At 64.9% G+C, this 17,897-nt stretch carries 19 protein-coding genes and 1 tRNA gene; 7 read left to right on the top strand and 13 right to left on the bottom strand.

Annotated elements, in window-relative coordinates; translation table 11 throughout:
* The first annotated feature begins 13 nt into the window (after positions 1-13).
* Together BRW65_RS26195 and BRW65_RS32490 are read left to right on the top strand one after the other, a co-directional pair.
* Positions 14-445, top strand: a complete 432-nt coding sequence (locus BRW65_RS26195; protein ID WP_084188002.1) for a heme-binding protein — start codon at positions 14-16, stop codon at positions 443-445.
* Between the two features lie 69 nt (positions 446-514).
* Positions 515-811 (top strand): hypothetical protein, encoded by a 297-nt coding sequence (locus BRW65_RS32490; protein WP_073879655.1) that lies wholly within the window; start codon positions 515-517, stop codon positions 809-811.
* Between the two features lie 16 nt (positions 812-827).
* On the opposite strand, the gene BRW65_RS26185 is transcribed toward BRW65_RS32490, so the two are convergent.
* Positions 828-1,721 carry a TPM domain-containing protein gene (locus tag BRW65_RS26185; protein WP_073879653.1) on the bottom strand — a complete coding sequence of 298 codons (894 nt, stop codon included), beginning with the start codon at positions 1,719-1,721 and terminating at the stop codon, positions 828-830.
* 114 nt (positions 1,722-1,835) lie between these two features.
* Between BRW65_RS26185 and BRW65_RS26180 the strand changes: the two genes are divergently transcribed.
* Positions 1,836-1,906 (top strand) — tRNA-Cys (locus BRW65_RS26180).
* Between the two features lie 55 nt (positions 1,907-1,961).
* Here BRW65_RS26180 and BRW65_RS26175 read toward each other — a convergent pair.
* The 3 genes from BRW65_RS26175 to BRW65_RS26165 form a co-directional block, all read right to left on the bottom strand.
* On the bottom strand, positions 1,962-2,348 hold the full coding sequence (locus tag BRW65_RS26175; protein ID WP_073879709.1) for a YchJ family protein: 387 nt from the start codon (positions 2,346-2,348) through the stop codon (positions 1,962-1,964).
* Between the two features lies 1 nt (position 2,349).
* Positions 2,350-3,498: a BTAD domain-containing putative transcriptional regulator gene (locus BRW65_RS26170; RefSeq protein WP_073879651.1), complete on the bottom strand. Its 1,149-nt coding sequence runs from the start codon at positions 3,496-3,498 to the stop codon at positions 2,350-2,352.
* A gap of 64 nt (positions 3,499-3,562) precedes the next feature.
* A complete protein-coding gene (locus tag BRW65_RS26165; RefSeq protein WP_073879649.1) occupies positions 3,563-4,975 on the bottom strand; it encodes a serine/threonine-protein kinase in 1,413 nt (470 codons plus the stop codon).
* 254 nt (positions 4,976-5,229) lie between these two features.
* On the opposite strand from BRW65_RS26165, the gene BRW65_RS26160 reads away from it, so the two are divergent.
* The 3 genes from BRW65_RS26160 to BRW65_RS26150 all read left to right on the top strand — a co-directional run bounded on the left by BRW65_RS26160 (position 5,230) and on the right by BRW65_RS26150 (position 8,764).
* Positions 5,230-6,408, top strand: coding sequence for a hypothetical protein (locus BRW65_RS26160; protein ID WP_244168212.1), 1,179 nt, complete (start codon positions 5,230-5,232; stop codon positions 6,406-6,408).
* A 17-nt stretch (positions 6,409-6,425) separates the two neighbouring features.
* Positions 6,426-7,328 (top strand): NHL repeat-containing protein, encoded by a 903-nt coding sequence (locus tag BRW65_RS26155; protein ID WP_073879647.1) that lies wholly within the window; start codon positions 6,426-6,428, stop codon positions 7,326-7,328.
* 98 nt (positions 7,329-7,426) lie between these two features.
* Positions 7,427-8,764, top strand: a complete 1,338-nt coding sequence (locus tag BRW65_RS26150) for an adenylate/guanylate cyclase domain-containing protein (protein WP_073879645.1) — start codon at positions 7,427-7,429, stop codon at positions 8,762-8,764.
* Between the two features lie 160 nt (positions 8,765-8,924).
* On the opposite strand, the gene BRW65_RS26145 is transcribed toward BRW65_RS26150, so the two are convergent.
* The 5 genes from BRW65_RS26145 to BRW65_RS26130 form a co-directional block, all read right to left on the bottom strand.
* Positions 8,925-9,248 (bottom strand): hypothetical protein, encoded by a 324-nt coding sequence (locus BRW65_RS26145; protein WP_073879643.1) that lies wholly within the window; start codon positions 9,246-9,248, stop codon positions 8,925-8,927.
* A gap of 263 nt (positions 9,249-9,511) precedes the next feature.
* Positions 9,512-10,615, bottom strand: a complete 1,104-nt coding sequence (locus BRW65_RS26140; protein WP_073879641.1) for a cytochrome P450 — start codon at positions 10,613-10,615, stop codon at positions 9,512-9,514.
* 115 nt (positions 10,616-10,730) lie between these two features.
* Complete coding sequence (locus BRW65_RS26135; protein WP_073879705.1) at positions 10,731-11,222, bottom strand: hypothetical protein; 492 nt, start codon at positions 11,220-11,222, stop codon at positions 10,731-10,733.
* Between the two features lie 67 nt (positions 11,223-11,289).
* Positions 11,290-11,433, bottom strand: a complete 144-nt coding sequence (locus BRW65_RS31895) for a hypothetical protein (RefSeq protein ID WP_167374096.1) — start codon at positions 11,431-11,433, stop codon at positions 11,290-11,292.
* A 26-nt stretch (positions 11,434-11,459) separates the two neighbouring features.
* Positions 11,460-12,119, bottom strand: a complete 660-nt coding sequence (locus tag BRW65_RS26130; RefSeq protein ID WP_073879639.1) for an HAD-IA family hydrolase — start codon at positions 12,117-12,119, stop codon at positions 11,460-11,462.
* A gap of 451 nt (positions 12,120-12,570) precedes the next feature.
* Between BRW65_RS26130 and BRW65_RS26125 the strand changes: the two genes are divergently transcribed.
* Positions 12,571-13,497: a class I SAM-dependent methyltransferase gene (locus BRW65_RS26125; RefSeq protein WP_073879637.1), complete on the top strand. Its 927-nt coding sequence runs from the start codon at positions 12,571-12,573 to the stop codon at positions 13,495-13,497.
* A gap of 8 nt (positions 13,498-13,505) precedes the next feature.
* On the opposite strand, the gene BRW65_RS26120 is transcribed toward BRW65_RS26125, so the two are convergent.
* The 4 genes from BRW65_RS26120 to BRW65_RS26105 all read right to left on the bottom strand — a co-directional run bounded on the left by BRW65_RS26120 (position 13,506) and on the right by BRW65_RS26105 (position 17,737).
* Positions 13,506-14,819 carry an NtaA/DmoA family FMN-dependent monooxygenase gene (locus BRW65_RS26120; RefSeq protein ID WP_073879635.1) on the bottom strand — a complete coding sequence of 438 codons (1,314 nt, stop codon included), beginning with the start codon at positions 14,817-14,819 and terminating at the stop codon, positions 13,506-13,508.
* A 142-nt stretch (positions 14,820-14,961) separates the two neighbouring features.
* Positions 14,962-15,981, bottom strand: coding sequence for an SDR family NAD(P)-dependent oxidoreductase (locus BRW65_RS26115; RefSeq protein WP_073879633.1), 1,020 nt, complete (start codon positions 15,979-15,981; stop codon positions 14,962-14,964).
* Positions 15,923-16,363, bottom strand: a complete 441-nt coding sequence (locus tag BRW65_RS26110; protein WP_073879631.1) for a MarR family winged helix-turn-helix transcriptional regulator — start codon at positions 16,361-16,363, stop codon at positions 15,923-15,925. The genes BRW65_RS26115 and BRW65_RS26110 overlap by 59 nt, the downstream gene beginning before the upstream one ends.
* A gap of 465 nt (positions 16,364-16,828) precedes the next feature.
* A complete protein-coding gene (locus tag BRW65_RS26105; RefSeq protein ID WP_073879629.1) occupies positions 16,829-17,737 on the bottom strand; it encodes an SAM-dependent methyltransferase in 909 nt (302 codons plus the stop codon).
* Positions 17,738-17,897 lie beyond the last annotated feature (160 nt).

The following is a 17,897-nucleotide window of genomic DNA, read 5'->3' as shown; positions in this document are numbered from 1 at the left end:
CAGAGTGAACACCATGCCAACTGCAGCTCGACTGACCTTGAACAGAGCAGCCCTCCTCCTCGCAGATTTGGCCCCGCGCCGGCTACTGGTCGGGGCAATCGGTGCGGGCGCGATCAGCACCACGCTTCTATGCGCGACCACGGCAACCGCCTCGGCCGATCCGACGCCTCGACCCGCCAACTGCACGGCGGCGGACGTGGCCGGTGTCGCGGCAGGTGTGGCCGCGGCGCTCTCGACGTACCTGTTCACCCATCCGGACTTGAACGGCTTCTACACCGACCTGCAGGACCGGCCAAAAGATCAGATCCGTGACGACGTGCAGCAATATTTCAACGCCAACCCGCAGGAGCAGGCGGATCTCGAGAACATCCGTCAGCCGCTCGCCGACATCAGGCAACGTTGCCAGTGGACCCCGCTACTCGGGCAGAGCGGCGCAACTCCCTGAGCGATCTGGTCGGGCCCATAACCATGTTGCGGCCCTCAATTCGCCGCCGGTGAGAACGAGGAGGTCCCGATGAATGCCAGGGTACGGTCTTGGACCACAGGAGGCATGGCAGTCTTGGCGTTTGCCGCGATCCCCGAAACCTACGCCGTGGTGCAGCCGCCCGGAGTGGCGAACGCAGATGTGTGTGCAAGCGTCGGCCGGCGTGTCTCGGTGAGCGGGTGCACGAATGTTGCCGACACGGTCAACGCCAATATCCCACCACCGGACGCCTACGCGCCGCTACCGCAAGACTTTCCGCCGCCACCGCCGCCAGTGAATGTCTGCGTCGGGGGCGGTCGGCGAATCCATGTGAGCGGGTGTTTCTGAACTGCGTCCCTGACGATCACCGCGAAGATGTACCTCGACCGCGCTTCCGGTGCGCGGCCAGCACGTCGGCATTCGCCAGCGTTTGTGCCTCAGCGGCCAGCGTGGATGCCCGGTTCGCGTAGGCGATCGCCTCGTCCTCGTTAATTGCTTCCTTGGCATGCGCCGCCGCCAAATACCGCTTGGCCTCTTGGATTCGGGTCTGCGCCTCGGCGCCGACGCTCTCGCCATGCCTGGCGACGTAGTCGGTGATCTGACGCAGCCGGGCGTCCGCGGCCGACAGCGCCTCCCCCGATGAATCGTCGGGACCCTCAATCCCCCGCTGCCCGCCGCGGCGGGCGGCGCGGCGGCGGCGCGCGCGATAGAGCGCGAGAAACACTACGACTACGGCCACGACGACAATCAGGCTGATTGCGATCATCAGCCAGATCGGCTTCGGCGAGCTTGCCGACTTGTCCAATCCGTCGGCCGCAGCGACCGCGGCGCCGCTCCAATCCTTGGCGCCCACCGCGGGTTCAATTCGCTTGCTGCGCAGGCTGTCCAGCTCGGCATCCGTGAGGCCGGGCACCTGCGGCGGCACCGATAGGGTGTAGAGCTTGGTGTTCGTGGCGACGGACAGCAGCACGTCGCGGCCGCCCAATCCGCTTGCGTTGCGGGTTCGGTCGGCCCAGTTCTCCGGTTTGAACCTGGAGAAGTTGTCGACGTAGACCACCCACAGCTGAATGTGCCGATCGCGGTAGAGCCGGTCGATCGCCGAGCTCACCGCCGCCCGACCGGGATCCGTCAAGACTCCGGCGCTGTCGGTGATGTGATCGGTGAGCTTGGACGGCGGCTGCGCGCTGGCGGGGGCCGCCAGCAGCAGCCCCGCTGTGAGGACGGTCAGGAAGGCATGAACCAGGCGAACGCCGCGCATACGGGTAATCTAGCCGTCGCCCGCCAACAGGGCGGATACTGCCGCTCGCGGAAATAATCAGACCGAGGAAATCGCTGGGCAACGACCGCGTGCGCTGGCATGGTGGCGATTCGTGCGGGTGTGGCTGAGTGGCTAGGCAGCGGCCTGCAAAGCCGTACACACGGGTTCGAGTCCCGTCACTCGCTCGACCAAAGCCGGGTCAGTCCCCGAGCTGCGCTGTTGCCCTGAGATCGGGACCGGCTATGCCTCTGCCGTCACGGCGTCGAGGTAGAACCACCGGCCGGCGCGACGCGCGAAGCGACTGCGTTCGCGCAGTGTGTCGGCGCGGCCGGCGGACTCGTACCGGGCCGTGAATTCCACCTCTCCCCAATCGTCTTGCGGGCCGCCCGCGACCGTGTCGATCACATCCAGACCGATCCAGGTGCTGCCCGGGTCAACGGTCACGTCGGACGGCCGCGTGCGCGGGTGCCAGGTGCGAAACAGGTAGTCGGCGTCACCGCGGGCGAACGCCGAATACCGCGATCGCATCAATTCCTCGGCGGTGCGGGCCTGTACCTCGCCGTGGTGGAGCGGCTCGCAACACGCGCCATAGCGCTCGCCACTGCCGCAGGGACACGGTTCGTTCATGTCATGCGCCACCGTCAGCTCGCACACCGAATTCAAAGGTGAAGTCATGGCCGCAGATGCAAATCCGGTCACCATCGGCCAGCGTCGCGCTGCCGCGAATCCGCTCTCCCCCTAAGTCGACTCCGTTGGCTGACTGGAGATCCGTGATGACGAAGCTATTTCCGGTGTCGACGATCACCGCGTGAAAACGGCTGACGGTGTCGTCGTCGAGAACGATGTCATTGTCGGGGAGACGCCCAACTTTCGTGGCCGTTCCGCGCAGTCGATAGCGACGCCCCGCGGAGTCGCGCAGATGGGCAACGGCGCGCTCGCGGCCCGGTTCGGTACGCCACTGGAGGGTCCCCGCGGCGCGCTTAGCGGTTGCGCGCGCCGCGTGCTTCACGTCCAGCGGCTCCTGGTTGAGGACCCTCTGATGCAAATTGCGCAGGGTAGGCCCGGGATCGATGCCCAGATCGTCTGCGAGCACAGTCCTGAGCCGCGCGTATGCATCAAGTGCGTCGTGTTGGCGGTCGGCCAGGTAGTAGCCGGCTATCAACTGCGCCCACAGCGGTTCTCGATAGGGATGCTCGGTCACCAGCGCTTCGAGTTCTCCAATGATCGAATGGGCTCGCCCACAAGCTATCTCAGATTCAGCCCACGCGGTCAGTGTCACCAGCCTGTCCTCCGCCAAGGCGGCGGCGAAGGCATCGACGAATCGGAAGTCGCGCAGATCGTCGAGCACCGGGCCGCGCCATTCGGCCAGCGCGGCCGATAGGTGACTGCCGGCCTGCGCGAACCTGCCTGCGGCAGCGGCCTCAATCCCTGCCCGGTGCGCGGTGGCGAAGCGGCCGAGGTCGCACGCCTCGTCGGGCACGTTGAGCCGATATCCCGGCTGGGCACGAACCAGAACAGTGCCCGGGTCCACGCCGGCGTCGCTCACCAGCCGGCGGAGTCGGGAGACGTGCGCGTGCAAGCTCCCCCTCGCCTCGGGCGGTGGGCACTCCTGCCACGCCGCGTCGATCAACGCGTCGATCGAGACGGTTCGATTCCGGTTGATCAACAGCATCGCCAGCACGGCCCGCTGCTTGGCCGGTCCCAGTGGTAACTCGGTGCCGTCGGCGATCATCTGCAACGGCCCCAACACCCCAAACCGGAGAGCGTTCTGAACCATCGCGGTAGCAATCCCTTCTGCTCGGGGGCTATTCGAACTCATTGTCGGGTGCCGGTCCGCGACGTCACCACAGGTACACGCGCGCGCTGCTGCCCCCGACGCACGTGATCCAGCTTTCTCCTGGGTGCTGCTGGCAATGCATGAGGAAGTTCGACCCCGTGCACAGTGCCCCGGGCACGGTCTTGCAGTCGACGGCGCCCGGCGCCGACACAGCCCGCGGTAGCGGGCTTGCGTTGCCGTATTCAGCCCAGTACGACGTCAGCACGCTGTTGGCGAAAAGGCATGAGGTTTCGGGAGTCCCGCGTCCGGCGCGAGTGCCGAACCCCGTTCCCGTCGGTAAGGAGAAGCCCTGGTCGCAGGATTGATGCAGGCTGCTCAAGTCGGGTCCAGTGATCAGTGGAGGCTGGACGGCGCGCGCCGGCGGCGTCTGCTGTTGCGCAGTCGGTCCGTGGGCGAGGATGCCGATGGCCACCCCGATGCCCGCGACAATCAGGGCCGCCGCGACCCCGATCACGGTCGGCAGCACCCAGTTCCGCCCGCGTTCGCTTGATCGGCGATCACGAACCTCCCCGGCGGTGAATTGCTCCGTCGGGACGCCGGACGGCACAGGGACGGCTGTGTACGGTCGAGTGCCCTGTCCATCAACCGAAGTACTTCCCAACGCGCGCTGCGCTGCGCGGGCGAGGCCGCCCGCTGTCGCGTACCGCTCGTCGGGGTGTTTGGCCATGCCGCGAGCGACCACTTCGTCGAGCGCCTCGGGGACGCACCGATTCGCCACGCTCGGTCGCGGTGGCGGCAAGGCGAGGTGTGCCGCCACCAAGTGCTCAAGACTGTCACCGGCGAACGGGGCGTCTCCGGTCAGCGACTCGTACAACACGCATGACAGAGAGTAGACGTCGACAGCGGGTGTGGGCGCCTTGTCGCTAAACCGTTCGGGCGCCATGTAATTCAACGTGCCGATCTGAGTGCCCACCGTCGTCAGCCGCGGGTCGGCCATGGTCTGGGCGATTCCGAAGTCGACCAGATACACGAAATCGGCAGGCGTAACGAGGATGTTTTGCGGCTTGACGTCGCGATGGATCAACCCCTCGGCGTGTGCGGCGTCCAGCGCGTCAGCGACCTGCCCGATGATGGCCACCGCCCGTGCGGGCGCCAGCGGTCCCTCCGCGATGAGGTCGAGAAGAGTCTGTCCCTGCACAAGGCGCATGTCGATGTAGAGGCTGCCGTCGATCTCGCCCCAGTCGTGGATCGGAATGACATGCGGTTCTTGCAGCATCGCCGCCGCCTGGGACTCGCGCTGGAACCTCGTCCGGAAGGTGGTGTTAGCTGAGAGCTCTTCCGCGAGCACCTTGAGCGCGACGGTTCGCCTCTTGCCTGTGTCGTAGGCCTCGTACACCACACCGCCGCCGCCCCGGCCGATCCGGCGCTTGAGTTCGTACTTACCGAACGTCGTACCGACGCGCGCGTCCACCGCCATCCGCCTCGCTTCCTCGGGTACCGACGCAGTATCTCCCCTGGCGGCCGAGCGATGCACCCGTTTGCCGCAAAGGCATCGCGGCGGGGTCGGCGACCCACGCAAGGTGGGCGCAAGAAAAACGCAAGGCGTCCGCCGCAGCCTTTTCCGTGACCGGGCAGCGCAGCCCAGCGAAACCACGGACTGTTCGACCAGAGGAAACGAAGATGGCAAGAACCTCAACGCGGCGGAGCCACTGCACCAGGCTAGGACGAAGGATGAAGCTGACGACGGCCACGCTGATGACATTGGCGGCCGCCACGGCGACGAGCCCCCTCGCGCCGACGGCACACGCCGAGCCCGATAACTCGCCGGCGATGGCTGCCCACGGCGTCGAGGCCGAGCTCGGGGCCGTCCCCTGGTCTCAGGTCGGACCCGGCTGGATGCTCGCCATGTGGAGCCCAGCACCCGGGCTGCGTCCTGGCGAGTCACCGCCGCCTGGCTCACCCACCCGCCAGGCATCCACCACGACGCTGTACCTGGTCGACCCGGCGGGCGGCCGCTACCCGATCACCACCTTCCCGCCCCCGGGGGACGGCCCGAACCCGTCGTTGGTCGACTGGTCGGGAGACGGGACCCGGGCGCTGTTCTCGACCGAGGAGAAGGGCCGGACGGTCATCACCGAGGTCGACCTGCGTAGCGGCACGAAGACCTCGTTCACCGTCGACGGCACCCACCCATCCCTTCGCTACACGCGACCCGATGGCAAAGCGCTGCTGCTGTACCGGTCGACGGTCTCGGAGGGTCGCTCGCTCGAACGCGTCGACCTCGCCGGTAACCATCAATTGAGCTACCCGATCAGTCAGGACTTCGAGGGCTATCTGTCCACGCCGGACGGCACCCAGCTGGTGATGGGGACGGCCTCCGGCCTGGCCCTGATGGGCAACGACGGGGTGGCCGGCGAGGCCCTGCCGATCGCCGGCCAGAAGGACTGCACACCGATGCGGTGGTGGGATCCAGGCGCGAGGATCGCGCTCACGCGCTGCGACGGCACGGGCGCGCCCCGGCTGTGGCTGGTGCCCATCGACGGCGGGGCGCCCACCGCCCTGACCGCGCCGAACAACGGTCACGGCCCCGATTACGGCGACTTGGACGCGTGGCAGCTGCCGGCCGGGACGTTCGTGCAGGCAGCGGGCGCGTGTGGCGTCGTCTACCTCGCCAAGCTCAACGACGATGGCACGACGTCGAAGGTCTCGGTACCCGAGGTGAAAGGCGACAGCGTCGTGGTCGTCGGTGTCAACGGTGGCGACCTCGACCTCAAGGCAAGGGCCGGGTGCGGAGGCGGCCTGGCGCTCATCGACTACAACCCAGCCGCCGGCACGTCAACGGTGCTCCTCGGGCCGACGGTCAACGGCGGCGGCGTCATCAATGCGGTGCCCTACCCCGGCCAGCGGTGACGAACGGAGATCGAGTCATGAACCGCATCCCATTCATTGCGATAGCCGCGACGGTGGCAATCGCCACGGCCGCACTGTCAACGGCGGGATGTTCCACCGCGACCTCCGGTGCGCCGACGGCAGCGACGTCACGGACGGCGACGCCGCTACCGCATCCCGTGACGTACGGGCCTCAAGTCGAGCTACCGTTCGGCGAGCTGATCAACCATCTCGCCGGAGTGGCGGTGGATGCCGCGGACAACGTCTACGTGCTCGACTCGCACTATGGCCGGGTGTGGAAGATGCGGGCGGGCACCAATGAACCAGCGCCCCTGCCGTTCACCGGTCTCGGCCAGGCCCTTGACGCGGCGGTAGACGCTGCGGGCAACCTCTACGTCGCCGACGGCTTTCACCACAGGGTGCTGAAACTGGCACCAGGCGCCGACTCCACCGTCCTGCCGTTTGGCGACCTCGACGTCATCGCCGGCGTTGCGGTGGACACCTCGGGCAACGTCTACGTCAGTGACTCGGGTAGCAAGCAAGTATTGAAGCTGGCGGCGGGATCCACGAGCCCGACTGCTTTGCCGCTCAACGGTATTGACCCGAGCGGGGTGGCGGTGGACACCAACGGCAACGTCTACGTCGTCGACTCCGACGGTAGACGCGTGCTGGAGCTCGCACCCACAACCGGGAGCCCAAGGGTGCTGCCGTTCAGTGACCTCAAGCAGCCCACCGATGTGACGGTCGACAACAGCGGGAATGTCTACGTCGTCGACTTCGGCGCCAACCGCGTGTTGAGATTGGATGCCGGCGCGAGCAGCCCGACGGTGTTGCCGTTCAGCAACCTCAAGAACCCGTTCAGTGTGGCGGTCGACCGCGAAGGCGACGTGTACCTCAACGACAGCTCCCATTTCCGCATCCTCAAGCTGCCGGCCCGCTGATGGCCGGCGTCATGAAGTGCGTGCCGGTGGCCGTCGCCGCAAGGGCCTAACCCCTTTTTCAGGGCCTTCGCGTGGTCGACCCGGCGTAGTGTTTGGCCATGAACGTCGCGGGCAGGGCACCGGACATTCGCTATGCCAAGAGCGGTGACCTGAACATCGCCTTCTTCGTGATCGGGGAAGGGCCCGACCTCGTGGTCGCACCCGGGTTCATCTCCCACCTCGAGATCATGTGGGAGGAGCCGTCTGTCGTTCACTTCTTTTCGCGGCTGGCCTCATTTAGGCGCGTCGTCACATTCGACAAGCGGGGCACGGGCCTTTCCGATCCGGCGGCCCATGCCCCGACGTTGGAAGAGTCCGTCGACGACCTGCGCGCCGTCATGGACGCGGCCGGATGCGAAAGCGCCGACGTGGTCGGCATTTCCGAAGGCGGCACGATGGCGATGCTGATGACAGCCAGCCATCCCGACCGCGTCAACTCACTGACGCTGTATGGCACCTTCACCCGGTTGCTGCGGGCGCCCGACTACCCACTCGGCGTCACAGAGGAGCAGCTGTCGAGATTGGTCGAACTCAGCGCCAAAGGCTGGGGTGAGGGCGTCGCACTCGGCGGATGGGCTCCGAGCCGGCGAGGCGACGCCGACCTGCGGCGGTGGTGGGCAAGGCTGCAGCGCATGGCCGCCAGCCCGGGCATGGTCCGAAACATCTTCGCGCTCTACCCGCGCCTGGACATCCGCGACATCTTGCCCACGATCCAGCTGCCGACGCTCGTGCTCCACCGGCGCGACGACCGGATGGTGAGTGTCGAGATGGGCCGCTACCTCGCCGACCGGATATCCGGCGCCAAGTTCGTCGAACTCGACGGAACCGACCACCTGTTCTTCACCGATGACGCCGACGCCTTGCTCGACGAGATCGAGGAGTTCCTCACCGGCGTCCGGCCGGCGCCTGCGGTCGAGCGGGTCTTGGCGACCGTGCTGTTCACCGACATCGTCGATTCCACGAAGCAAGCAGTCGAACTCGGCGATCAGCGATGGAAGGAGTTACTCGGCAGGCACGACGCCCAGGTCCGCCGCCAGCTCGAACGCTTCCGTGGTCGTGAGGTCAACACCACGGGCGACGGCTTCCTCGCCCGGTTCGACGGACCCGCCCGAGCGATCCGGTGCGCCATGGCGATCCGCGACGTGCTGCGCAGCCTGGGACTTGAAGTGCGGGCGGGCGTGCACACGGGCGAGGTCGAGCTGCGCGATGACGACATCAGCGGCATCGCCGTCCACATCGCGGCGCGGGTCGCGGCAGCGGCCGGGGCGGGCGAGGTGCTCGTCTCGCGCACCGTGGTCGATCTGGTCACCGGGTCGGGCCTCAGCTTTGCGGCTCGCGGGGAACACAACCTCAAGGGCGTGGCAGGAGAGTGGCCGCTGTTCGCGGTCGAGAACTGAGGTCGAAGGGCTTGCCGGTTTTCCCGTCAATTTCCGATGGGTGGTCGCCCGTTCGCCAGGCCACCGGGAAATGGGCCCTCGCCGGCACCACTGTCTCGTCGGGCACCGCGACCTTGGAGTCGGAGGTTTCGTCAGCAGCGTCGAGACCTCCGCCGTCCCGTTACAGGCCGGGCAAGCAGATAGGTGATCCGCCGCAGGTGTTCGCCGGGGAAGGATCTCCCTCGAGGATGTGCGCGCCGACCGGAATGCCGCCCTCGGTGCCCGGATGGCCGAGGCTGCCGCCGTAGTAGTGGTGGCACCTGTTCATGTCCCACACCACGTCTGGCATCGGCAGCGGGCTGCCCGGGCACCAAATGTAGCTGCACATCGCCAATTGGTTACAGATGCCAGTCGAGGGATCCGCCTGAGCGGTGCCTGTGCCCACTCCCAAACTGGCCAGCGTCACGGTGCCCGCCAACACCGCTCCGGCAAAGATGCGCTTCATGTCGTCTTCTCCTGGTCGTTGTGTCACCCGTGGCGGCAATCGCTTGGCCATCCCACAGATTCCGATTTGCTACCGTTCCCAACCTCCGTGCGCGTGCTACCCGCCACCACCACGGAATTCCTTGTACAAGGGCAGGGATGTTAGTCCGGCAATATGTGCGGACGGTTACTAACGTCGGTTGCTCATGTCGAATTCATAGGAACGAATCGCGGATTAGGCCGCCCGCGCAACAACCGCAGAATATCCGCGAAGGCCGGTCGTAGCTACCGGTCCGGTCGCCACCTGAGTGGTACGCGAACGGGGAACCAACCTTCAAAGATCGTGGTGGGCGAAGGGCTGTAGGGTTTGGGATACCACGCTTTGGGCACATCGCCGCCGTTCCAGTCGAACCAGAAGAACGGGATTTTGGCTAGCCACACTTCGAAGAACACCACCAGCAGGTCGCGGGCAATGTGCGATGCCGGACACCGGTGCGGGCCTCCCCCGAAACTCCAATTCCTCTGCGGGCCATCGAGTTTGATATCATGGCCGGACATATCGTCGGCCTCGTCGCGATGAACGAATCCGACACATAGCTCGACAAGTGCCCCAGCTGGAATCGTCGTTTCGCCGATTGTCACGCCGCGACTGGTGATCCGGGAAACGGTTTTCGCCCCACCGTCCAGCCGCAGCAGCTCCTCGACGAACCTGCGTTGCCGGTCCGGTTTTTCGCGTAGCTCCCGCTGCAGCATCGGGTTTCGCGCCAGTACCGCCAGTCCGGCCCTGATGGCGATCGCCGCGAAAATGAAGCCGCGGCCCACCGAGGCCATCAGCCCAAGGACTTCTTCATCGGTCAGCGGTTCGTTGGCGAGGAGGCTGATCACATTGGGGCCGCCCAGCGGGGCACGGCGCATCGCCGCCACCAATTGCGTGTTGACCGCGTCGGGTGCGGTGTGCGTCGGCAGTCCGCAGACCGTGACGAATGCCGCGCGCCAGACAACCTCGGCGACGCCCGCACCATCGCAGCGGTCTAGCTGTGTCACCACGGCGCCCACGCATTGTTCGATGATCGCGCGCACGGGCTTGAGCATGTCCCGCGAATTGCCCGGGGTGAACAACTGCTCGACCATGATTTTCCGGTACGGGCCGAACGGCGGATTGCCGGGCATCAGCTCGCCTTGACGGCTGGCGAATAGGTCACCGTCGCGCATGGCGGCGAGCACGTCGTCGCGCCGCCACAACACGTAGGTGCCGTCTGGTTGCCGCAGGACTCGTTGACCGGCCCGCTCCGCAGCGGCCAGCCACTCCCGGAAACCGTTGGCCGCTTCCTCGTCGGAACGCATGACTTCCAGCGCGGCGGGAGGGGCGTCGCTTCCCGACTCGTTCACCGCGCACCACCGACTCTCACCTTCGGCGGTCACTGCGACCCAAGCATCACCGGCGCCGCCTGGAACTCCGACGCCGAAAGTCTATCTTTGAGCCCTACCAACTGGCTCTTCGACGCTAGGTGTGGACTTTCCAGCCCGCTAGTGGGGTGGGCGCCGCCGGAGCGTTGGGGTCATTGAACTCGATGTACACGTCACCCTGGTTGACGGTGTCGTAGGCGATGTATCCGTGGGCGGTCTGGCCGTTGGCGACACTGCCCGAGCGCAGGGGCGGCGTCTTGTTGATCTTCTGGTAGTCAACCGTCAACGAGCCGCGTTCGACGTCCCGGTAAGGGTCTTGCCTCCACGGCGACGACGCGGCAGTGACGTAGGCCTCGCCGTAGCTGAATGGCGTGTCCGACTTGCCGACGATGGTGAGCTCGATGACGTTGCAACCCGCTCCGCTCGCGGTACAGCCCGAAACCCAGCTCACGTTGTTGAGCGTGACGTCGGCGGTCGCGGCGCTGTATTCCGTGACATGGATGGTGGTGCCGGCTTTGCCCGTCGGAAACGGCGACTGTTGGGGTGTCGGGTCGGCAGCGCCGAGCGGCGCCGTTGCGCAAGCCGTCATCGCGAGCAATGTCACGACCGCTGCGCTTACCGGAGTCGATATGGCCACCCGCAGACGATAGCGCGCGTTACGCGTGCGACTGGGCGCTATGAGCCTGCTGGATGGGCGACGCGATCCCGACGCCACGAACGACGTTGACATTGCCGATGTCGTCAACCATTACGCGGGCATCATCGGCAACCCGACGGTCAAGCCGATCGTCATCGGCCATTCGCGGTCGCGTAATGCGGGTTGTTGTCAACGGCTTTCGGTGACCAGTAACTCGACACCACCGTCGGTGACTTTGACACTTACGCAGGACAGATCGGTTACGACGACGTCGGCGTCCGCGAGTTCGGCGGCGCGGTGAGTGGTCGTGACGGCGAGCACTTGCGCCCCCGCGGCTCGGCCGGCACCGACGCCCGCCGGCGCATCTTCCACAACCAGGCACTCCCGCGCCTCGACGCCCAACGCCGCAGCGGCCTTGAGGTAGCTCTCGGGGTTTGGCTTGCCGTTCGATACATCTTCTGCCGCGATCAGCAACGTCGGGGCTGGGAGCCGCGCCGCGGCCAGGCGAGCAGCCATCAACGAGCGGGGCCCGGAAGTCACCGCGGCCCAGTAACTATGCGGCAGAGCATCAAGCAGTCGGCGCGCTCCGGGTAGCTCCAAGACACCGTCGAGATCAGCCAACTCTTGCAGAGCGAGTTGACGAGCTGTCGCTGCGACCAGGTCGTGCGGTGCTACGAATTGCGCGACAGTGTCCTCGGTGCGCCTGCCATGACAGACCTCTCGTACCACTTCGTAGTCGACGCCGTATTCGTTGGCCCATGTACGCCAGGACTGTTCGACTGTGGCGGTCGAGTCGATCAAGGTGCCGTCGATGTCGCACAAGATCCGCTTGCCGCGCAGCACCACCATAGGTGGCCACCCTAACGGGCACCCGGTCCAAGCATCGGGAGGTGTGTCGCTGCCCACACATCTGCCCGCCGACACGCAACCGGCGTGCAGCAGTTCGCCAGGCGCACGGGAAGATTTCGGTTTGCCCGCGACGATGGTGCCCGGCGGTGGCCAGACCGCGGTGAGCGGCGCACTCGCATTCGTCTGCGATCAGAACACCACGTCAGCGACCTCCGCCAATCAGCGTCGAGGAAAAGAGGTGTGGCGCCGTCGCGGATCGGTCATCTTTGCTAATACGCGGGTCTGGCGCTGTTGTAAAGGAGAATCAAGAAAAATTTAACCAGTTTTAGCACATGCCTTCAATTTGCATCGTGCTGATATCATGCGTTTAATCAAATTCTTTGCCTCCGCCTGTCGCTACCCAATGACGCCGCGTCGGGCTTTCGAAGCGTGCGCGACGAAAGGATTGTTGGTGTCGACAACCACCAAACGAGCGCAATACGAGTTCATCCATGAGATTTTGCAGCACGAAACCACAGCCCTGAACTTCACTTTGTCAGTACTGGAGAAGAGTTACAAATCCCACTTTCCTCGTCACTCCAGCAATATACGTGCCGTCCTGGGGGACGTGTGCAAGTATTTGCTGGCAGCTGATAATGGGCGCGAGCTCTATCAAGCGGCTGAAGAGGTGCACACACGATTCTTCACATCCGAGGGTGACGGGTCATGGTTCAGCGAGGGCTACTCGGCGTATAAGTCGCAACGCAAGCCGGTACAGGACTTCAACAATCTCGCCGACGCCATTAGCGGTAGCAAAGTCCTCGACTTCGGCAGCGGTCGCGGTCATTTAGCTGCGCTGATCGCGCGCGCCGGTTATAACTGCTACACCACCGATGTCATGGACTACCGCGGCCCGGAAGCTGGCCATCTACCCTTCCGGCAGATGGCGTCGCCTGTTGACGTCCCCTATGCGGACGACACGTTCGACAGTGCGATCGTCAAAACCGTGCTCCATCACGTTGACGAGCCAGATCTGATTCCACTGTTGATTAATTTGCGACGTGTTGCCCGGCGGTTGGTTATCGAGGAAGACACCTACGCCGTCGCCGCAGTCCCCCTGGGTGCTGCAGCGGGACAGACTGAGCTTAGCGAATTTAATAAACTGGATGAAAGCGATCAATTTCGGGCGCTTGTGCTTATTGATTTCTTTGGTAACGCCGTCGCGCAGGGCCTTGTCGATATGAACTTCGGCTGCCAATTTAAACGGATTAGCGAGTGGCATTCGCTCTTTGGCAGCCTGGGCTTCCGTGTCGTAGATACCGACGTGGTGGGCTTCCGCCCGGGCAATATCCACAAAGCCTGCCAGGTCCGCTTCGTCGTCGACCGCGACGAATTTTAAGGAAGACGCTATTTGGCCGGCCGTTCAAGCCCAAGGTGATCGCGCAGTGTGGGCCCGGCGTACTCGGTGCGGAATCGGCCGCGGCGCTGCAGGATGGGAACGACATGGTCGACGAACGTCGTAAGTTCGTGCGGCAACGTCGATCCCATGATGGTGAACCCGTCGACTGCGCCTGCGTCCTGCCACGCGGTCACATGGTCGGCCAGCTGCTCCGGCGTGCCGATGAAATGCGTCTGTCCCGCCAGTCCGCCAGTCACCTGCTTGGCGATCTCCCTCAACGAGGCCTCCGGCCGCGCGCGCGAGGCTGCAAAGAGCTGCTCGGCGCGGCTTGACGGCGCCGACCGCTCGGCCCAGAGTTCGGCAGGCAGCGGAACATCGGGATCGAAGCCGTCCGGGTCAAGCCCCGCTGTGTAAAGAGTGTTCTGCCAACGAAACTCGGGGTTCTCCAGGTCTTCGAGGCGCTGTGCGCGTGCTCGAGCTTCGGCTTCGGTACCGCCGAGTGTGATCATCAATGCGGGCAGCACCAGCACCTGATCGGGCTTTCGTCCTAGGGCCGCGGCCTGTTCGTGAAGGTTGGCTCGGAAAGCGACCGCCGCCTCAAGTGAGGGCGGTCCGGAGAAGACCACTTCGGCGTATCGCGCGGCAAGCCCAACGCCTGCGGCAGATTGTCCCGCTTGAACGAGTACCGGATGCCCCTGCGGGCTGCGCGGAAATGGCTGGACGCCCTCGACGTCGTAGTACTTGCCGTGAAAGCGCGGCGCGTGCAACTTGGCGCGGTCTGCCCACACGCCGCGGTCGCGGTCGCCGATGACCGCGTCGTCCTCCCAGCTGTCCCAGACGTGGGTGACGGCGTCGACGAACTCGTGGGCCTGCGCGTAGCGGTCGGCGTGCTCGGGATGGAATCGCTCACCGAAGGCGGCGGCGGCCAGCGGAGTGACGGTGGTGACGATGTTCCAGCCGGCGCGGCCGCCACTGAGGTGATCGAGCGTCGCGAAGCGGCGAGCCAGCTCCCACGGCTTGCTGTAGGTCGTCGAGCCAGTCCCGATCAGCCCGATGCGATCGGTGACTGCTGCCTGCGCCGAGAGCACCGCTATCGGGTCGAACTGCGTCTGAGGCAGGTACGTGGCGCGATATTCGGCGATGGCGATGTTGTCGGCCAAGAAGATCGAGTCCATCAGCCCGCGTTCGGCGATGCGCGCGATATCCGTGTAATAGGACAGACCCAGCACATTGCGTACATCGCCGTCGACGACACGCCACGCGGCCTCGTGATAGCCGTTCGGCCAGATGAAAGCGTTGAAGTGCAAAGACGGCGAGCTCACAAGTTCGACTCCTTCGTGCGAATGAATGCTTGCGAGACGGGCGTCGTGGCTATCAGTTCGTCACAGCCCTAGGCATTCTCATGACGCAACACGGCCGGAGGTTGAAATAGTCCTGTGCTAGCCGGATTGGGCGTGGGCGACATCACCCAACGTGGACGCGGTGGTGTCCGGCCGAGGCAGGGCTGGGCGAGATGCTCTGGTGGTAGGTCTTTCCGCGACTTAGCCCTACCGCCCAGCCAAACCAGCGGTAGCGCGCCAGCCCGGTAAGGAAAAGGTCGGCCACGCGTGAGGAGATCGCTTCGGTGACTAGCAGCAACGTGACGATCCTCGGGATCACGACGCGGCGCTTGCCGCGGCGAACAGCGGTGACCACAGCGCGGGATACCTCGTCGACCGTCAGCGGAGTCAGGTAGCGAAACGCCGGCGGCATGTCGGCCTCGTCGACCTCTTCGAGCAGCGTGGTGGCGGTCAGCGCCGGATAGATCACCGACACCTTGATCTTCGTGCCCGCCAACTCCTGGCGAAGTGCGTCGGAGAATCCCGACATCGCGTGCATCACCAGTCCGTAGGAGCCAAAGCGGGCGATGGCTTTGCGGCCCATGACCGACGACATGTTGACCACCGTGCCCGAGCCCTGCCGACGCATGATGGGCAGCACCTGCTGGGTCAGGCTGATCGCACCAAACAGGCTGGCCTGCATGGTTTGTCGGGCGTCCTCGGCGAATGTGGAAGACTCGACGGGACCGACTTTGGCAATGCCGGCGTTGTTGACCAACACGTCGATCCTGCCGAATCGGTCCATCGTCTTACTCACCACGGCGCTGACCTCCTGTGGGGACGTCACGTCGGTCGGCACCGCCAGTGCCTGGCCGCCCAGCAGGCGGATCTGCTTTGCGAGCTGTTCGAGCGGGCCGGCTGAGCGCGCAACCAGGACCACCGCGGCACCCCGCCTGGCGAACTCCAAGGCGATGCCCTTGCCGAGCCCTTTGGAGGCCCGGTGATCAGCACGACCTGATCGGTGAAGTCGCGTTTCATGTGATTCTCCTTTGGTGTAAATACAACATTCGGTTAGTTGGAACTTCCACTCCGCCGAGGGGTGGTTGTCAATCGGTAGGCAGGTCCCCCACCGTGCTGGCCAGCGCCTTGACCGCGTCCACTCCATGCGTCCCAAGCAGCGCGGTTGCCTGCTTTTGGGCTCGCCGCCAGGCGGGCATGACGGCGCGGATCTTCTTGCGGCCCAACGAGGTCAGCTCGATCTCCCGGATCCCCTTGGCGTCCGAAGACACCGCGGCCACCCAGCCTTGTTTGAGCAGCGGACTCAGATTGCGGCTGACCGTGGATCGATCCAGCAGCAACAGCTCGCCCAACCGCGCCGGCGAGCAGGGGCCGACCTTGCCCAGCGCCGCCAGTAGGTTGAGCTGAGCGATGCTCAGGCCGTGGACCTCCAACGCGCCGTCATAGAGACCGGTTATCGCCCGGCCGAGAAGTCGGGTGCGGAACGCGACGCAGTCACCGACGATCTCCTCCACCGGGGAAACACTCATAAGTGCCATTGTTGCATATACACCAATGGCCGGCAAGCGCTTCCTGTGTGCCGATCGAGTTCATCAAAGGAGCCCACTGCGGTCGCCATCCAGCTTCGGCTCAGGCCGGGTTCTTCACCGTTCCAGTCGGCCACCTGCTGGGCAATAAGTTCGCGGACCGACTCGAATAAGACTGTGCGGCCGTCTGCTTCAAATATGGCCTCGAGACGGCCGATCGCGGCAGCGGTTTCCGGTTTAAGCTGCGCCCAAGCGAACTCCGGTGATGGCCGCGCCTCGCGCAGCGGAGCCGATAGCTTGGCCGGTTTCGATATCGAGCGCCATGATGTGTCTGCCGAACGTCAACAATGACGCTTGGATCACGGCGTCGCGCAGCCAGCGGAGCCCTTGACGGACCCAACGAAGATCATTCCTGACCTGGATATGGTGAAGGTGATGTCGGCCGGCGAGGGCTGCTGGTCAGGCTTGCTAGCGCGAAATGGCAGGTATCGAGCCGTCGAACAGCCAGACGTCTACCCCATGGGATCGGCGGAATTGCGCGGGCAGCGCGCGCATACCATTGCGCCCTAATTCCGCTACGGTCGTAGTTTCGCCGGGGCCCCACCCGTGAGATGAAAGCCAATCACCGGGACTATCCGATATCGGACCGTAGAGAAACTCCGTCATCAGCAGGTCCCAGGCGGCCTGATCTCGATCATCGAGTCTGTCGTAATCGATGTCGTCATCTTCCCAGCGGCGGGTGAAGTACTCACCGATAATTCTGCTGCCGGGGGCCGACCACGTCGTAACATCGGAAAGCAGCCGATCGGCCTGCTCCCGGGAGAAGTACATCAGCAGGCCTTCGGCAATCCACACTGTTGGCTGCGTCGGGTCAAATCCTGCGGCGCGCAGTGGATACGACAGATCTTGGCGCAGATCAGCCACCACGGACACACGCGCGCAGTCGGGGACGGCTCCAGTGCGGGCAAGGACACGTTCTTTGAACTTCAGGACTGCCGCCTGATCGACTTCGAAAACTGTCGTGTCGTCGGCCAGACCCAGCCGGAAGGCGCGAGTGTCGAATCCTGCTCCAAGCAGTACTACTTGGCGACATCCCGCATCGATTGCGTCAAGAAGTCGGCGGTCGTAAAACGGAGTGCGCAGCGTGAAGTAGAAGCTGAAGAGCTCCCACAGCGCCGACGAACCGTCGTCCTGAGCGGGGCCAAGGCGCGGTAATCGGTTGCCGCTCGCGGATTCACTGCGCCTGGCAGCAGCGACGAATTCCATCGCTAGGGGGTCGGCGAATAGGCGATCTTGTCTCTGGGTCTCCTGGGCTCGGATGTATGCGATGAGCAGGCCGGTCCACCCCACACCGGTGGGAAGTTCATCGACACTCATTGGTCCTCCTTGATGCATGACGCCGGTCGCCGTGGTCACGTCCCGTGGAGTGGTGTAAGAGCATTCGCGTGTTCGCGTGAGGCTCTGCGGTTGTTCACTATGCCGTGAGAGCTGCTGTGGGGGCAATCGTTTCGGCGTTCTTGTCGCTGGCGTTGAGGAG

Origin of the sequence: Mycobacterium paraffinicum, assembly GCF_001907675.1 — a bacterium.
GTDB classification, from domain to species: Bacteria; Actinomycetota; Actinomycetes; order Mycobacteriales; family Mycobacteriaceae; genus Mycobacterium; species Mycobacterium paraffinicum_A.
This window is presented reverse-complemented; position numbering and strand designations above follow the sequence as displayed.

What these genes read in the sequence shown, in the direction of transcription:
- BRW65_RS26195 (WP_084188002.1), top strand. Translation starts at nt 14, where the DNA reads ATGCCAACTGCAGCTCGACTGACCTTGAACAGAGCAGCCCTCCTCCTC.
- BRW65_RS31895 (WP_167374096.1), bottom strand. Translation starts at nt 11,433, where the DNA reads ATGGCCGATGACGATCGGCTTGACCGTCGGGTTGCCGATGATGCCCGC.
- BRW65_RS32490 (WP_073879655.1), top strand. Translation starts at nt 515, where the DNA reads ATGAATGCCAGGGTACGGTCTTGGACCACAGGAGGCATGGCAGTCTTG.
- BRW65_RS26115 (WP_073879633.1), bottom strand. Translation starts at nt 15,981, where the DNA reads ATGGAGTGGACGCGGTCAAGGCGCTGGCCAGCACGGTGGGGGACCTGC.
- BRW65_RS26105 (WP_073879629.1), bottom strand. Translation starts at nt 17,737, where the DNA reads ATGAGTGTCGATGAACTTCCCACCGGTGTGGGGTGGACCGGCCTGCTC.
- BRW65_RS26175 (WP_073879709.1), bottom strand. Translation starts at nt 2,348, where the DNA reads ATGAACGAACCGTGTCCCTGCGGCAGTGGCGAGCGCTATGGCGCGTGT.
- BRW65_RS26145 (WP_073879643.1), bottom strand. Translation starts at nt 9,248, where the DNA reads ATGAAGCGCATCTTTGCCGGAGCGGTGTTGGCGGGCACCGTGACGCTG.
- BRW65_RS26185 (WP_073879653.1), bottom strand. Translation starts at nt 1,721, where the DNA reads ATGCGCGGCGTTCGCCTGGTTCATGCCTTCCTGACCGTCCTCACAGCG.
- BRW65_RS26150 (WP_073879645.1), top strand. Translation starts at nt 7,427, where the DNA reads ATGAACGTCGCGGGCAGGGCACCGGACATTCGCTATGCCAAGAGCGGT.
- BRW65_RS26170 (WP_073879651.1), bottom strand. Translation starts at nt 3,498, where the DNA reads ATGGTTCAGAACGCTCTCCGGTTTGGGGTGTTGGGGCCGTTGCAGATG.
- BRW65_RS26130 (WP_073879639.1), bottom strand. Translation starts at nt 12,119, where the DNA reads ATGGTGGTGCTGCGCGGCAAGCGGATCTTGTGCGACATCGACGGCACC.
- BRW65_RS26135 (WP_073879705.1), bottom strand. Translation starts at nt 11,222, where the DNA reads ATGACGGCTTGCGCAACGGCGCCGCTCGGCGCTGCCGACCCGACACCC.
- BRW65_RS26160 (WP_244168212.1), top strand. Translation starts at nt 5,230, where the DNA reads ATGAAGCTGACGACGGCCACGCTGATGACATTGGCGGCCGCCACGGCG.
- BRW65_RS26165 (WP_073879649.1), bottom strand. Translation starts at nt 4,975, where the DNA reads ATGGCGGTGGACGCGCGCGTCGGTACGACGTTCGGTAAGTACGAACTC.
- BRW65_RS26155 (WP_073879647.1), top strand. Translation starts at nt 6,426, where the DNA reads ATGAACCGCATCCCATTCATTGCGATAGCCGCGACGGTGGCAATCGCC.
- BRW65_RS26110 (WP_073879631.1), bottom strand. Translation starts at nt 16,363, where the DNA reads ATGAGTGTTTCCCCGGTGGAGGAGATCGTCGGTGACTGCGTCGCGTTC.